Here is a 13,261-nt window from a genome sequence, read left to right as displayed (position 1 = left end):
CCGCTCACCGGCCCACTCAACAGGGGTTTTGCACCACTAGACGCATCGCTACGGCGTGTCGCCGGCGTGTCGCACCCCTAATGCTGCAATTCCCCCCATTCGCCCGCGGCAACCACGCCCCGCGCCCGCCACCAGCGACGGATCACCAGGCCGCGCCCGGCCCACCCGGCCGCCAACGCCGGCAACAACGCACCCTGCGCCCCCGACCCACCAGCGATGGCCCACCCTCCCCACCCGCCCACACACGGCCAACCAACAAGGGCCCACACCCCTACACTGGTGGCATGCACGATCCGACGCTGTCCACGATGGAGCACCGCGACCTCGTTGAGGCGCTGGCGCTCAGCCATGTTCTCCCGCACGAGACGCTTCCCGCCGAGGAATGCCTGGGGCGCCGCCTGGCTGTCGACCTCCACTCGTTGATCCCGCTGCCGCCGTTCACGAATTCCGCGATGGATGGCTTCGCGCTGCGCCGCGAGGACCTGGTGGGCGACGGCCCGTGGACGCTGCCGGTCGTGGCTGACATTCCGGCGGGCGACACCCGCGTGCACTTCCTTGAGGCCGGCCAGGCGATGCGCATTATGACGGGCGCTCCCCTCCCCGAGGGCGCGGACACGGTCGTCAAGGTTGAGGACACGGACCATGCGCCCGGCGTCGCGCAGGCGCCCGACACGGTCCAGGTCCGCGTGGCCCCGACGCACGGCGCGAATGTGCGCGTCGCGGGCGAGGCCCTCGAGGCGGGGTCCCCGATCCTCAAGGCGGGCCGCCTCCTGGACGGTGCTGCCCTGGCGGCGGCGATCTCCGTGGGGCACGGGATGCTGCCGGTCCTGCCGCGCCCTCGCGTGATCGTGGTGTCGACGGGATCAGAGCTGAGGCGGGCGGGCGAGGAGCTGGAACGCGGCCAGATCCCGGACTCGAACGGGGTCCTGCTGCGTGGCCTCGTGGAGGAGGCGGGCGGGCGGGTTGTCGCTCATCTGCGCACGGGTGACACACCGGAGGAGCTGCGCCGAGCCTTCGACGATGCTCCCGACGCTGACCTGGTGATCACCGCGGGCGGTATTTCGGCGGGGGCCTACGAGGTGGTGCGGCTGACGCTTGGCACGGATGCGGGCTTCCATCATGTCGCCCAGCAGCCGGGTGGTCCACAGGGAGTGGGGTCGACGCCGGTGGGTGCGCACAGGCGTGAGACTCCGGTTATCTGCCTGCCAGGAAACCCGGTGTCGGTGTTCACGACGTTCCACATGTACGTGGCGGGCGCGCTGGCGGTCATGTCGGGCCTGGTCCTCCCCGAGCGCGGTGCGACCGTTCCGAGCGCCGTCATTGCGCGGGCGCGCGTGGGGTGGGAGTCGCCGGAGGGTAAGACTCAGTTCATTCCGCTGCGCTTCGTCAACGAGGCCGGGGCGTGTTCTTCTGCTGCCGCCGGGTTGGGGGGCGGCGAGGCCGTCGTGCCCGAGGCCGGGGTCCGCTGGGTCGAGCCCGTGCACCCGTTGGGGTCGAAGTCGCATTTGGTGGCGTCGTTGGCGCGGGCGCAGGGCATTGGTGTGGTGGCGCCGGAGCGTGGCGCGGTTGAGGCTGGCGAGGAGCTGGCCGTCGTGGCGCTGGTGGGCTGAGAGGCGCGTCGTTCAGCAGTTAGTACTAGGTCGTTTCGACGAAAGGATTCCCGTGAAGTTGACGCATCTGAACGAGGAGGGGGCCGCCTACATGGTGGACGTGACGGCGAAGAGCCCGACGGTTCGCCAGGCGAGCGCCGTGTGTCGCGTGGATTGTTCGCCCGAGGTCATGCGGGCTTTGCGCGAGGGCACTGTGCCGAAGGGGGACGTGCTGGCGGTGGCCCGCGTGGCGGGTATCGCGGCGGCGAAGCGCGTCCCGGAGCTGTTGCCGCTCGCGCACACGATCGGCGTGCACGGGTGCGAGGTGGATCTGGGCCTGGAGGTTGATCACGTGGCGATCCGCGCGACGGTGCGCACGGCGGATCGGACGGGCGTGGAGATGGAGGCGTTGACGTCGGTGACGGTGGCGGCCTTGGCGATTGTCGACATGGTGAAGGGCGTGGATCGCTCGGCTCGTATCACCGAGGCGAAGATTGTCGCAAAGTCGGGTGGGCGCAGCGGCGACTGGGTGCGCCCGGAGGACTGATCGCAGGGCTCTGACCGACGAGGCGGCGCTCGCCGACGAGGCTTGGGTCGCCCGGGGTGTTCGCGCTCGCCGAGCGGAAGCCGGGCGGTCGCCGAGCGGTCGCCTCGTGTGAGGGGGCGCCCGGGAGCGAACCCGTGCACAAGGGCTCGTTCGCGCGCACTCGCGCCCGCGCGGATATGCACGCGGGAGGGTTGCGCTTAGGCGCGCGGGTGGTCGCCGCCGGCGAGCTGGTCGATGATGTGGGCGACGAGTGGGCCGATGACGGCCACAGCGTCGGTGACGCCGCCGCGCGAGCCGGGCGCGTTGACGACGAGGGCGCCCTCGGGGGATCGTGCGGTGACGCCGACGAGGCCTCGCGACAGGGCGGCGGAGGCGATTTTTTCTTCGCCGCGGCGTCGGATCGCGTTGGCGAGGCCGTCGATGCGGGTGGCGAGGAGAGGCTCGGTGGCCTCGGGGGTGACGTCGCGGGGCGCGAGGCCGGTGCCGCCGGTCGTGAAGACGAGACGGGCGCCGTCCTCCACGGCGGCGATGATCGCGGCGCGGATGGCGTCGACCTCGTCGGGGACGACCACCACGGAGGCTTCGATGCTGTGCTCGGCGAGGAGGCGGGCGGCGAGGGGGCCGGAGAGGTCCTCGGCGAGGCCTGCGGAGCACCGGTCGGAGACGGTGATGACGCGCGCGGGGATCATGTTAGTGGCGTGCGTTGCCGCGGCGTCGCCCGGAGCGGCGCACGCGGATGCCGGAGGTGATGGGGTCGACGTCGCTGAACTGGCGCGGGGAGAGTTCGTAGTCGACGCGGCGCGCGGGTTCGGGTTCGAAGGCCTGCGGGAGCGGGCGCTGCGGGCGCGCGGTGGTGCGCTGTTTGGCTCGCTGGGGGAAAACGGGGGGCACCGGGGCGTCGATGATCTGCGGGGCGGGTTCGGGGGCGGGCGGCGGGGTGACGGTGTCGCTGAGCGGCTGGAGGGCGGGACGCTTAGGCTGGGCTGGCGTGTAGATTCCGGCGGGCACGGTGGCGGTGGGGCGCACGTGCACGGGGCGGATTTGGGGGACGGATTTGGTGACGGGGCCGCGCGTGGTGTCGGGGGAGACGGCGGGCATGACGGGGGCGGCACTGCGGTAGGGCGGCTGCGAGGCGGGGGGCACCGTTTCGCCGGCGGGGATGTCGGCGGGGTTGTCGGCGTTGCCGGAGACGCGCTGTGAGAAGGGGCGTCCGGCTCGGCGAGGCAGGGGCGTGGCCGGGTGGGGGTGGGTGTCCTCGGCGGGCGGGGCGGGGATGGGGGCAGCAGGCTCGGGGTACGAGGCCTGGGCTGGCTCGGCGTCGTGGCGTTCGCGGGCGGGCAGGTCGGCGGGCTCGGGGTACGAGGCCTGGGCAGGCTCGGCGTCGTGGCGTTCGCGGGCGGGTGCCGGGGAGGGCAGGTCGGCGGGCTCGTGGACGGGGGCGGCGACGACGGGCATTTCGTCGGCGCCGCGGCGACCGAGGAAGAAGGAGCGCAGCTGCATGGCGGCTTCCTGGGCGAGGACGCCGCCGATGACCTCTGTGGGGTGGGGCATGCGCGCGTCGCGTAGGACGTCGCGCAGGGATCCGGCGGCTCCGGCCTTGGGGTCCCAGGCGCCGAAGACGACGCGGTCGATGCGCGAGGCGAGGATTGCTCCGGCGCACATGGTGCAGGGTTCGAGGGTGACGATGAGCGTGCAGTCACTGAGGCGCCAGGTGCCGAGGGCCCGACTGGCTTCGCGCAGGGCGATGATTTCAGCGTGACCTGTGGGATCGTGGTCGGCCTCGCGGCAGTTCCATCCTCGGCCGATGATGTGGCCGTCGGCGTCGACGACGACGGCTCCGACGGGGACGTCTCCCGTCTCGCGGGCGCGGTTAGCGAGGAACAGGGCTTTGCCCATAGCCTCGCGATACTGCTCATTCACTGTCACCCCTCTAGCTTACCGGCCAAACCAGCAATGGGGTAACTGAAACGGGTGGATACGTGTGTGGTTCGTGTGGTGACTGTGTTTGTCACCTCGCGCTCCCGAATCACGAGGTCACCTCCCTCCCTCCGACACCTGCACGCGGACGCAACCACAGCCTCGTCCCACATACCGGGGTGCATAGCCCCGCGCGTAGGGGGTAGCCTATAAGCATGCGCCTCCACGTAGCTAATCACCCCCTGATCGCCCACAAGCTCACTGTCCTGCGCGATCGTCAGACGCCATCGGCGACGTTCCGCCAGCTCGTTGACGAACTGGTCACTCTGCTCGCCTACGAGGCGACCCGCGAGGTCGCCGTGTCCGAAACCTCCATCGAGACTCCGGTCGCGCCGACCGTGGGGCTCACGCTTTCCGAGCCGCGCCCGATCGTCGTGCCCGTGCTGCGCGCCGGCCTGGGCATGCTCGAGGGCATGACCCGCCTGCTTCCCACCGCCGAGGTCGGCTTCCTGGGAATGCGCCGCGACGACGACACCCTGGAGATCGAGACCTACGCGAACCGCCTGCCCGACGACCTGTCGGGTCGTCAGTGCTTCGTCCTGGATCCGATGCTGGCCACGGGCCATACCATGGTCGCCGCGACGAACTATCTGTTTGAGCGAGGCGCCAAGGACGTGACGTGCGTGTGCATCCTGGCTGCCCCCGAGGGTGTGTCGACGCTCGAGGCCGCGATCGGCGATCGCGCCGACGTGAATGTCGTCGTCGCCGCCGTCGATGAGTGTCTCAACGAGAAGTCATACATCGTGCCGGGCCTGGGCGACGCAGGCGACCGCCTGTACGGCATCGTCGACTGATTCGCTTCGCGCGCGCCCTTCTCACGGGGCGGCGCGCTGACTAACGACTCCGGGTGGGGGAAGGACTCAGGTCCTTCCCCCACCCGGATACTGTCCGAGTAAATAAACCGCGATAATTGACCGAATTGGCTATTTTTCGGGCTTCCTCGCAGGTCGCGCGCGAATGTGACCTTGAACGCTTACTGTGCACAAACCTCGAAATTTGAACAATCACGTCAGATGCTTGACACATGGCACTGATTCAGACCAATCCCAAGCGTCGCCGCTATGGCGTCGCAGCACTCGCAGGTGTTCTCGGAGGCATCGTCTCCGCGATCGTGAAGTTCGGATGGGAGGTGCCGTTGCCCCCGCGCACGCCCGAACGCAACGCGACGAACCCGCCGCAGGAACTGCTCCAGCAGATGGGCATCCCCGAGAGCGTCACCCACCTGTCCTACACCTTCAACGGTAACGAGGGTCTCCCCTGGGTGTCCTTCATCGTTCACTTCTCATTCTCGATCGCCTTCGCGGTCATCTACTGCGTCCTCGCCGAACGCTTCCCCCAGATCAAGCTCTGGCAAGGCGCCGCCTTCGGCATCGTCGTCTACGTGGCCTTCCACGTCGTCCTCATGCCGCTCATGGGCACCGTCCCGGCACCCTGGAACCAGCCCTTCGCGGAACACTTCTCCGAGTTCTTCGGCCACATCATCTGGCTGTGGGTCATCGAAGTCTTCCGCCGCGACATGCGCAACCGCATCACCCACGAGCCGGACGCCGAGTTCCCGCTCGAGGCCCGCACCAACTGATGACAACCGTTTCGGCGGTATAAGGGTGGGCCCCGGAACCCATGGTTCCGGGGCCCACCCGTCTGTGCTCATTCAAGCGGCCCAGCGCGCTGCGCGATACGCGGCGCAGGGCGCGCGGACACGATCTCGGGGCCCGCGGACACGATCTCAGGGCCCGGCGTCGCTCACGCCCGCCCGACCGCGCCCCGGCCTCGTCGATCAGAACGCCGGGATGACCGCGCTCCGGCTTCGCCGGTCAGAACGCCGGGATGACCGAGCCATCCGACCAGGTCGACTCGATGTACTGCTTCACCTGATCGGAGTGCAGGAGTTCCTCGAGCTTCGCGATAGCGGCGGCCTTGTCGGAGCCAGCCTTCCACACAAGGACGTTCACGGCCGGATTGTCGACCGGGGACTCGACGACCAGGGCGTCGCCGCTCAGGCTCAGGCCGCCCTCCTGGGCGAAGTTACCGTTGATGACCGCGTAGTCGAAGTCCTCGAGCGAACGGACCAGCTGCGGACCCTCGACCTCGTTGAAGCTGAAGTCCTTCAGCTTCGTGACGGTGTTGACGTTGACGTCGCCCTCACCCTCGGGGATGGACACAAGGCCCTGGGTGGCCAGCAGGCGCAGCGCGCGCTCCTGGTTGGAGGTGTCGGAGATGATACCGATCGTGCCGCCGTTGGGCAGCTCGTCGAGGGACTTATGCTTGTTGGAGAAGACGCCGAGGGGCTCGAGGTGGATGCCCGCGCCGGCCTCGAAATCATACCCAGCCTGCTTCTCAGCGTTCTCCAGGTAGGGGACGGTCTGGAAGAAATTGGCGTCGAGCTCACCGTCGTTGAGCGCCGTGTTGGGCTGAACGTAGTCGGTGTACTCCACGATCTTGATCTTGATACCCGCGTCCGCGGCCAGGTTGTCGTTGATGTAGGTGAGGATCTTGGCGTGGGGCGAGGGGGTCGCGCCCACGGTCAGGGTGACGACGTCGGCGGAGGACCCGGACGCATCGGAGGAGGTGGAGCCGCCGCCGCAGGCCGCCAGGCCGAGGGAGGCAACGGCGGCCAGCGCGAGGGCCGCGAAGGAGCGATGACGCATGATGTTTCTCTTTTCTATGGTCGTCGATGGGATGGGACGAGGCCAGGGTGGCCTCGGGTGGACAAGGGTGTTTGCGTGCGCCTCAGCGCGAGCGGTGGTCGACCGCCCGCGAGATGAGGTCGCCGATCAGCTGGATAACCTGGACGATGATGATGATGGCGACGACGGTCGAAATCATGACGTCGTCCTGCCAGCGGTTGTAGCCGTAGTTGATGGCCATCTGGCCCAGGCCACCGCCGCCGACGGCGCCCGCCATCGCGGAGTAGCCGATCAGCGTGATCGCCAGGGTCGTGATCGACTGGACAAGGGCGGGCATGGCCTCGCGGATGAGGACTCCCCAACGGATCTGGCGGTTGGAGGCGCCCATCATCTGGGCGGCCTCAACCTTGCCCGGGTCGACGGCCAGGAGGTTCGTCTCCACGAGGCGCGCAAAGAACGGCGCGGACAGGATGACGAGCGGCACGACGGTGGCCAGCGAGCCCGTGGACTTGCCGACGATCATCTTGGTGACCGGGATCAGCATGATGATGCCGATGATGAAGGGCAGGGAGCGCACGATGTTGACGACGAAGGAGACGGCCTGGTACACGCCCTTGTTGGGGGTGAGGCCGCCCTTGCCGGTCTGGACCAGCACGAGGCCCAGCAGCGTTCCGATGACGACCGCGAAAACGGTGGACAGGCCCGTCATCATAAGGGTCTCGAAGATCGCGGGAACGAACTTCTGGGTGAGGGCGGGGTTATCGAGCCACGTGGGGTCGCCCTTGCCCGTGGGCGCGAGCAGCCCTGCGGCGCTCGCAGCGGCGAGGTAGGCGGTGGTCATTGGTCCCTCACTTCCGCGTGGACGTTGTTCTTGCGCAGCTGCTCGATGATCTTGTCAGCGTGGTAGGCGGGGACGGTCAGGGCCAGTCGGCCAACCTGCACGCTGCCGAGAGATTCGAAGGTTCCCGCGGTGACATCGGCGCCCATGGACGAGGCCAGGCGCAGCACGGTCGCGCCCGTGGGGACGCCGGGGTGCGAGGTGAAGACGACGTCGAGGAGGACGACGCCCGCATCCGCGCCGGGCCCGTAGGATCGTTCCTGGGAGGACAGAGACGGGATCGAGTCGACGACGGGCATGGGGACCAGCTCGCGGGCGAGAGGCGTGGCCGGGTCGGCGACGACCTCTTCGAGGGTTCCGGTCTGGAGGACCTGGCCGTGGCCGAGGAGGGTCACAGAGTCGCAGATCTCGCGGACGACAGACATCTCGTGGGTGATGATGACGACGGTGACTCCCGAGACGTCACGGACGAGGCGCAGCAGCGAGAGGATCTGGGCAGTCGACTCGGTGTCGAGCGCGCTCGTGGGCTCGTCGCACAGGAGCACGCCAGGGTTGTCCGCCAGCGCTCGGGCGATGCCGACGCGTTGACGCTGGCCGCCGGAGAGCTGGGACGGGTAGGAGTCTCCGCGTCCGGTGAGGCCGACGAGTTCGAGCAGTTCGTCCACGCGCGCGCGACGCTTCGCGGCGGGGACGCCCGCCAGCTTGAGCGGGTAGCCGATGTTCTCGGCCGCCGTGCGAGCGTCGAGGAGGTTCGCCGCCTGGAAGACCATGCCGATGTGGCGGCGCGCGGCGCGCAGTCGCGCGCCCGAGAGGGTCGCCAGATCGAGGCCGTCAACGACGATGCTTCCCTCGGTGGGCTTCTCGAGGGCGGTCAGACACCGGATGAGGGTGGACTTGCCCGCGCCGGATCGACCGACGATGCCGTGGATCGATCCGCGGTCAACGTGCAGGTTCACCCCATCGAGTGCGACCACTTGGCCGCCGTTTTTCACGGGGTAGACCTTGGACACCCCGGTGAGGTCAATCATGAGTTTCTCCGTTACTGGGCCGTTCGGCCCGCACAATCAGCATATGGGGGCGGCGCGCGGGAGCGCTCGGCATGCTGTTACAAAACACCGTATCGTGGCTAAACCCTCATCGGAGCTGTCGCCGCGGCGAGCGACGCGAGCCCGGCCCCCCGGCCTCGTCCCCGTCGCCCCTCGCTCCCTGGCCCCGGCCCCGGCCTCGTCGCCCTCGCCCCTCCCCAAAAGTCGCATGCAATTTGGGTACCCTCACTTTTCTTAGGGCCCGAGAAAACGTTGCAATTCCAACGATCACAATTCAAATCATGAAATAACCGCGAGGGAATTGCATGCGACATTTTTGGGTAAAGATAAGCGCGGGTCTGTGCGAACATCCGGCCCCGCCCCTCGACCCCCGGCCTCGTCGCCCTCACCTCCCGGCCTCACCCCTCCCCAAAAGTCGCATGCAATTTGGGTACCCTCACTTTTCTTAGGGCCCGAGAAAACGTTGCAATTCCAACGATCACAATTCAAATCATGAAATAACCGCGAGGGAATTGCATGCGACATTTTTGGGTAAAGATAAGCGCAGGCCAGGCCTGCGCTCAGATCACACGCGGCTGATAACAAGCGCCAGATCAAGCAGAGCCCAGAACGCCCCGACGAGGCTCACGCGACGGCGATGCCCACGACCGCCGCACCCCAGGACACCGCCCACGTGCCCAGCGCGAGAACCAGCGAACGCCCCCGAAACCCGTCCGCCCACAGGGTCACCGCATCCACGAGAGCCGTCGAGAACGTCGTAAAGCCACCCAGGAACCCCGTCGACACGATCGGCATCAGGTGAGCGGGCACAAGCTGAGTGGCCGCGCCCGCCAGAAAACAACCGATCACGTTAACGACCAGGATGCCGAGCTTCGCTCCCGCCGGGTCGCCCCATGAGGACAGGGCGCGCTGAATCCCGCGGTCCAGCCAGAAGCGCGCGCACGCGCCCACACCGCCGGCCAGGGCAACGAACAGGAAGGTTGACACGCTCACGCTCACCCCTCCTCGCCGCTGACAGGCCGCGCGCCCGAGGGGCCGCACAACCACTCCCCCACGCGCACGCCAACCCACGCCGACGCCGCACCCAGGGCCAGGAGACCGAGGGACTGCGAGACGGCCTCGGCGATTCCATTGAGCGACACGTAGCCCACAGACGCGACGATGTACGTCCCATACGTCGTGAACGCGCCCGCGAAACCCGTGCCGACCAGAAGCTTCAAAGTCTTCAATGACGTCGCATCGCCCACGCCGCGCGCGAGGCGCCCCGCCACCCACGCGGCCAGCGCCCCCAGCGCGAAAGCGCCCACGATATTGACCGTCAGCGTCGACCAGGACAGGAAGAGGCCTCGCACGGGGGACGCCTTCGCGACCTCATCAAGCCCCGCGCGCGCCGCCGTGCCCGCGACACCGCCCACGAAGACCGCCAACCAGTCGGGCACCCGAAAACTCGTCATGCACACCACTGTACGCCCACCGCACCGCGCACCCGGGCAAGGCACAGCGGCGAGCAGGCCACAGGCTCGTACACTGGGCTCATGACGAATACTGGACGGTTCGCACCCTCCCCCACGGGCGACTTCCACCTGGGTAACCTGCGCACCGCGATCCTCGCATGGGCGTGGGCGCGCACAACCGGGCGGCGTTTCGTCCTGCGCATCGAGGACATCGACCGGGAGCGTGCCGGGTCCGCCCAGCGCCAGCTCGAGGACCTGGAAGCGATCGGCGTGGATTGGGACGGCGAGCCTCTCATCCAGACCGCGCGGGCCGACGCACACGAGGAGGCGCTGGCGTCGCTGGCCGCGCGAGGCCTCATCTTCGAGTGCTACTGCACGCGTCGTGACATCCGCGAGGCCGCCTCCGCGCCCCACGTGCCGCCCGGCCACTACCCGGGCACGTGCCTGACGCTCAGCGAGTCAGAGCGCGCCGCCAAACGTGCGTCACTGGCGGCGCTCGGGCGCGAACCTGCGCTGCGTCTGGCCGCGCCCTCACCCGAGTGGACCGTGTTCGACGAGCTGCACGGTTCCTACACCGGGCCCGTCGACCATTTCGTCGTGCGCCGCGCGGACGGGGTGCCCGCCTACAACCTAGCGGCGGTCGTCGACGACGCCTACCAGGGGGTCGACCAGGTCGTGCGCGGATTCGACCTGCTCTCGCAGGCGCCCGCGCAGGCTCAGCTCGCACACCTGCTCGGGGCGCCAGAGCCGACGTACGCGCACGTGCCGCTCGCTCTCGCGCCGTCCGGTGCGCGCCTGGCCAAGCGCGACGGCGCGGTCACGCTCGCCGATTTACGAGGCCTGGGCTGGTCCACGGCGGACGTCGTTTCGTTTATCGGGGCATCTCTTGGTGTGCCCGGGGCGCGTTGCGCCTCAGATATCGCGGAGGCCCTGGGGATTGAGGGGCTGCGTTCCTTGTCGACCGAGCCGTGGGTGGTGACGCCGCCGAGCGCGTGAGCTGCGTGGACGCGTGAGGCGTCGAACTCGTCTGGCCTCGTCGGCGCCTCGGCGGGCATGAAAAAAGCACTCCCGAAGGAGTGCTTTTCACAAATGCAGAACCCCCACCGGTGGATCGCACCGAGGGGGGCCGCTGCGCGCCCGAAGGGACTCGAACCCCCAACCTTCTGAACCGTAATCAGATGCTCTATCCATTGAGCTACGGGCGCTGTGCCGTTTGGCTGGGAACAAGCTTACACGCTTCTCATCGAGATGCAAAACCAAACGATGTGGCTTGAACCACACGGTAAATGCGCGTCCTGCAGTCGACCAGAATCGAGCGACATATACGAAGATCCTCCGCGCACCCGGCAGCGCACCCTTATCCTTGCTGCATTCCTGCCCTGGGGAGGTTCGGATGATACCGTCACGCGGAGGACCGGCTCCCAGCATACACGTTTTCCACCCCCGCGCGCAGCCGCGCCAGTCGCACTCATGCCGACAACAGGACCAGCCGCGGGCGACGTGCGCCGTCACAGAGGCTTGTACCATGGCCACCACCGCCATCTAGCGAGCAACGGGCCTACGCTGGACGCATGAGCGACATCATCATTCCCGGCGCCGGTTCGCTCGAGCCGGAGCCCGCCTTGGAACACCTGGATCTTCTTGCGGAGCCGGTCGCCGCCGCACTCGCCGCACTGGCTGAGCGCGGGGTTGCCACGGCCTCGTCCGCCCTCGTGGTGGAGATCGACCCGCGGTTCGCGGACACGGAAACAATGACGCACGAGTTCGGCATGGACTTGGCCCTGTCGTCGAATTGCATCCTGGTGGCGGGCAAGCGCGCCGGAGAGGAGCGGATCGCCGCCTGCGTCGTGCGCGCGACGACGAACGCGGACGTGAACCACGTCGTGAAGAAGCTCCTCGACGTGCGCAAGGCGAGTTTCTGGCCGCAGGAGCGCGCGGTCGAAGCGTCGGGCATGGAGTACGGCGGCATCACGCCGGTGGGCGTGCCCGGTTCGTGGCGTCTGCTGGTCGACTCGGCGTGCGCGGTGGGCTGGAGCTGCATCGGGTCGGGGCTGCGCCGCTCGAAGCTTTTCGTGACCGGCGAGGTCCTCGCGGCACTCCCGGGCGCGGAGGTCGTCGAGGGGCTCGGCGTCCCCGTCGGCGTCTAAGGGGGACGAGGCCGGGGCCGGCGTCTAAGGGGGACGAGGCCGGGACCGGCGCCTAAGGGCGACCAAGCCGGCGCCAAGCGGGGCGACCAGGGCGGGGCCAGGAAGGCCGGGGCGCACAGCAGCAACGACCTCGTGTTGGTCGCGGCGACACAGGGTCATAGGACACGTTGTATGTGGTGGGGTTAGCGCTTCCTGTCCGTTGACACACCCTTCGCACTGTCTGGGGCCCGCTAATGCGCACGTGGGCCCACTAATACGAGCGTGGGCAGCCCCGCCCAGACACGGAATAGCGGGTTTACGTGCGATAGTGCGGGTCAGCGCTCGCAATAGCGGGTTCTCGTGCGAGCTCCACGCGAGGCCAGGCGCCGTTGTGCCCGTATCGCAGACCACCTCAGCCACAACACCCCATTGTTGGCGTTTGTCGCCGAGGTGGTCTGCACTTTGGGCGCCTCACCGCCCCAAACCGCGACCTCACCGCCCCGAACCACAACCTCGCCGCCCCGAACCACAACCTCGCCGCCAGCAAACGGGGGGAATTGCACCAATAGAGGCGCGACACGCCGGCGACACGCCGTGGCGAGACTTCTAAGGCTGCAAAACCCCCCACCATTACCCGAACAGAGTCAGGTTGCGGCACCCATGAGCGCAAGGGCCAGGCCGCGGCACCCTTTCACCCGATCACGCGGCAGCCACACTCAGGCCCGTGATGCAGCATTCGCAGGAACGAGGCACACGCCGCCAACTAAAACACCGACTTTCCCGCGCCAGAAAGCCAAAAAGTCACCCTTCCAGCAACATGAAATGTCCTATAACCCGAGCTTCCCGCATCAATATGATGAAAAGTCGCTACAAAACCAACACGTTTTGTCCTATAACCCTCAAGTTGGCTCCCACCAACTTCAATACCGACTTACCCGCACTAACAAGCCGAAAAGTCGCTACAAAACCAACACGTTTTGTCCTATAACCCTAACCCCCGGCTTGCACCCCGAGCGAGCTCCCTAGGTTCAAGAAAACCCCGGAACCTGAAGCGGTC

At 67.8% G+C, this 13,261-nt stretch carries 13 protein-coding genes, 1 tRNA gene and 1 other RNA gene; 6 read left to right on the top strand and 9 right to left on the bottom strand.

Features of this window, described 5'->3' with window-relative positions; all coding sequences use genetic code 11:
* Positions 1-284 precede the first annotated feature (284 nt).
* Both glp and moaC read left to right on the top strand, forming a co-directional pair.
* A complete protein-coding gene (gene glp, locus QU663_RS00935; protein ID WP_021612772.1) occupies positions 285-1,610 on the top strand; it encodes a gephyrin-like molybdotransferase Glp in 1,326 nt (441 codons plus the stop codon).
* A gap of 52 nt (positions 1,611-1,662) precedes the next feature.
* Entirely contained in the window at positions 1,663-2,136 is a 474-nt protein-coding gene (gene moaC / locus QU663_RS00930) for a cyclic pyranopterin monophosphate synthase MoaC (protein WP_009056586.1), read from the top strand.
* A gap of 197 nt (positions 2,137-2,333) precedes the next feature.
* Here the strand turns inward: moaC and QU663_RS00925 are convergent, their stop codons facing one another.
* Positions 2,334-2,825 (bottom strand): MogA/MoaB family molybdenum cofactor biosynthesis protein, encoded by a 492-nt coding sequence (locus QU663_RS00925; protein WP_021612774.1) that lies wholly within the window; start codon positions 2,823-2,825, stop codon positions 2,334-2,336.
* 1 nt (position 2,826) lies between these two features.
* A complete protein-coding gene (gene tadA / locus QU663_RS00920) occupies positions 2,827-4,056 on the bottom strand; it encodes a tRNA adenosine(34) deaminase TadA (RefSeq protein WP_304990621.1) in 1,230 nt (409 codons plus the stop codon).
* Positions 4,057-4,268: 212 nt separating this feature from the next.
* On the opposite strand from tadA, the gene upp reads away from it, so the two are divergent.
* A complete protein-coding gene (gene upp / locus QU663_RS00915; RefSeq protein WP_021611702.1) occupies positions 4,269-4,907 on the top strand; it encodes a uracil phosphoribosyltransferase in 639 nt (212 codons plus the stop codon).
* 230 nt (positions 4,908-5,137) lie between these two features.
* The gene (locus QU663_RS00910; RefSeq protein WP_009055699.1) at positions 5,138-5,692 is read left to right on the top strand and encodes a YagU family protein; all 555 of its coding nucleotides are present in this window, start codon (positions 5,138-5,140) and stop codon (positions 5,690-5,692) included.
* A gap of 235 nt (positions 5,693-5,927) precedes the next feature.
* Here QU663_RS00910 and QU663_RS00905 read toward each other — a convergent pair whose 3' ends face one another.
* The 5 genes from QU663_RS00905 to QU663_RS00885 form a co-directional block, all read right to left on the bottom strand.
* Entirely contained in the window at positions 5,928-6,761 is an 834-nt protein-coding gene (locus QU663_RS00905) for a MetQ/NlpA family ABC transporter substrate-binding protein (RefSeq protein WP_021611153.1), read from the bottom strand.
* Positions 6,762-6,843: 82 nt separating this feature from the next.
* Positions 6,844-7,581: a methionine ABC transporter permease gene (locus tag QU663_RS00900; protein ID WP_021611152.1), complete on the bottom strand. Its 738-nt coding sequence runs from the start codon at positions 7,579-7,581 to the stop codon at positions 6,844-6,846.
* Positions 7,578-8,606 (bottom strand): methionine ABC transporter ATP-binding protein, encoded by a 1,029-nt coding sequence (locus QU663_RS00895; RefSeq protein WP_021611151.1) that lies wholly within the window; start codon positions 8,604-8,606, stop codon positions 7,578-7,580. Before QU663_RS00895 ends, QU663_RS00900 begins: the two co-directional genes overlap by 4 nt.
* 642 nt (positions 8,607-9,248) lie before the next feature.
* Complete coding sequence (locus QU663_RS00890) at positions 9,249-9,617, bottom strand: CrcB family protein (RefSeq protein WP_034480528.1); 369 nt, start codon at positions 9,615-9,617, stop codon at positions 9,249-9,251.
* 2 nt (positions 9,618-9,619) lie between these two features.
* Positions 9,620-10,078 carry a CrcB family protein gene (locus QU663_RS00885; RefSeq protein ID WP_021611147.1) on the bottom strand — a complete coding sequence of 153 codons (459 nt, stop codon included), beginning with the start codon at positions 10,076-10,078 and terminating at the stop codon, positions 9,620-9,622.
* A gap of 81 nt (positions 10,079-10,159) precedes the next feature.
* On the opposite strand from QU663_RS00885, the gene gluQRS reads away from it, so the two are divergent.
* Positions 10,160-11,074 carry a tRNA glutamyl-Q(34) synthetase GluQRS gene (gluQRS, locus tag QU663_RS00880; protein ID WP_021611146.1) on the top strand — a complete coding sequence of 305 codons (915 nt, stop codon included), beginning with the start codon at positions 10,160-10,162 and terminating at the stop codon, positions 11,072-11,074.
* 136 nt (positions 11,075-11,210) lie between these two features.
* Here gluQRS and QU663_RS00875 read toward each other — a convergent pair.
* Positions 11,211-11,283: transfer RNA gene (locus QU663_RS00875), tRNA-Arg, on the bottom strand.
* A 118-nt stretch (positions 11,284-11,401) separates the two neighbouring features.
* Positions 11,402-11,497: signal recognition particle sRNA small type (gene ffs, locus QU663_RS00870), an RNA gene on the bottom strand.
* A 152-nt stretch (positions 11,498-11,649) separates the two neighbouring features.
* Here ffs and QU663_RS00865 point away from each other — a divergent pair.
* A complete protein-coding gene (locus QU663_RS00865; protein WP_021611145.1) occupies positions 11,650-12,225 on the top strand; it encodes a YbaK/EbsC family protein in 576 nt (191 codons plus the stop codon).
* Positions 12,226-13,261 lie beyond the last annotated feature (1,036 nt).

This window comes from Schaalia sp. HMT-172 (assembly GCF_030644365.1).
GTDB lineage: Bacteria > Actinomycetota > Actinomycetes > Actinomycetales > Actinomycetaceae > Pauljensenia.
This window is presented reverse-complemented; position numbering and strand designations above follow the sequence as displayed.

Bases quoted from the DNA above. Each gene is read 5' to 3' on its own strand.
- QU663_RS00910 (WP_009055699.1), top strand. From the start codon at position 5,138: ATGGCACTGATTCAGACCAATCCCAAGCGTCGCCGCTATGGCGTCGCA.
- QU663_RS00865 (WP_021611145.1), top strand. From the start codon at position 11,650: ATGAGCGACATCATCATTCCCGGCGCCGGTTCGCTCGAGCCGGAGCCC.
- QU663_RS00900 (WP_021611152.1), bottom strand. From the start codon at position 7,581: ATGACCACCGCCTACCTCGCCGCTGCGAGCGCCGCAGGGCTGCTCGCG.
- QU663_RS00885 (WP_021611147.1), bottom strand. From the start codon at position 10,078: ATGACGAGTTTTCGGGTGCCCGACTGGTTGGCGGTCTTCGTGGGCGGT.
- QU663_RS00905 (WP_021611153.1), bottom strand. From the start codon at position 6,761: ATGCGTCATCGCTCCTTCGCGGCCCTCGCGCTGGCCGCCGTTGCCTCC.
- upp (WP_021611702.1), top strand. From the start codon at position 4,269: ATGCGCCTCCACGTAGCTAATCACCCCCTGATCGCCCACAAGCTCACT.
- glp (WP_021612772.1), top strand. From the start codon at position 285: ATGCACGATCCGACGCTGTCCACGATGGAGCACCGCGACCTCGTTGAG.
- QU663_RS00925 (WP_021612774.1), bottom strand. From the start codon at position 2,825: ATGATCCCCGCGCGCGTCATCACCGTCTCCGACCGGTGCTCCGCAGGC.
- gluQRS (WP_021611146.1), top strand. From the start codon at position 10,160: ATGACGAATACTGGACGGTTCGCACCCTCCCCCACGGGCGACTTCCAC.
- QU663_RS00895 (WP_021611151.1), bottom strand. From the start codon at position 8,606: ATGATTGACCTCACCGGGGTGTCCAAGGTCTACCCCGTGAAAAACGGC.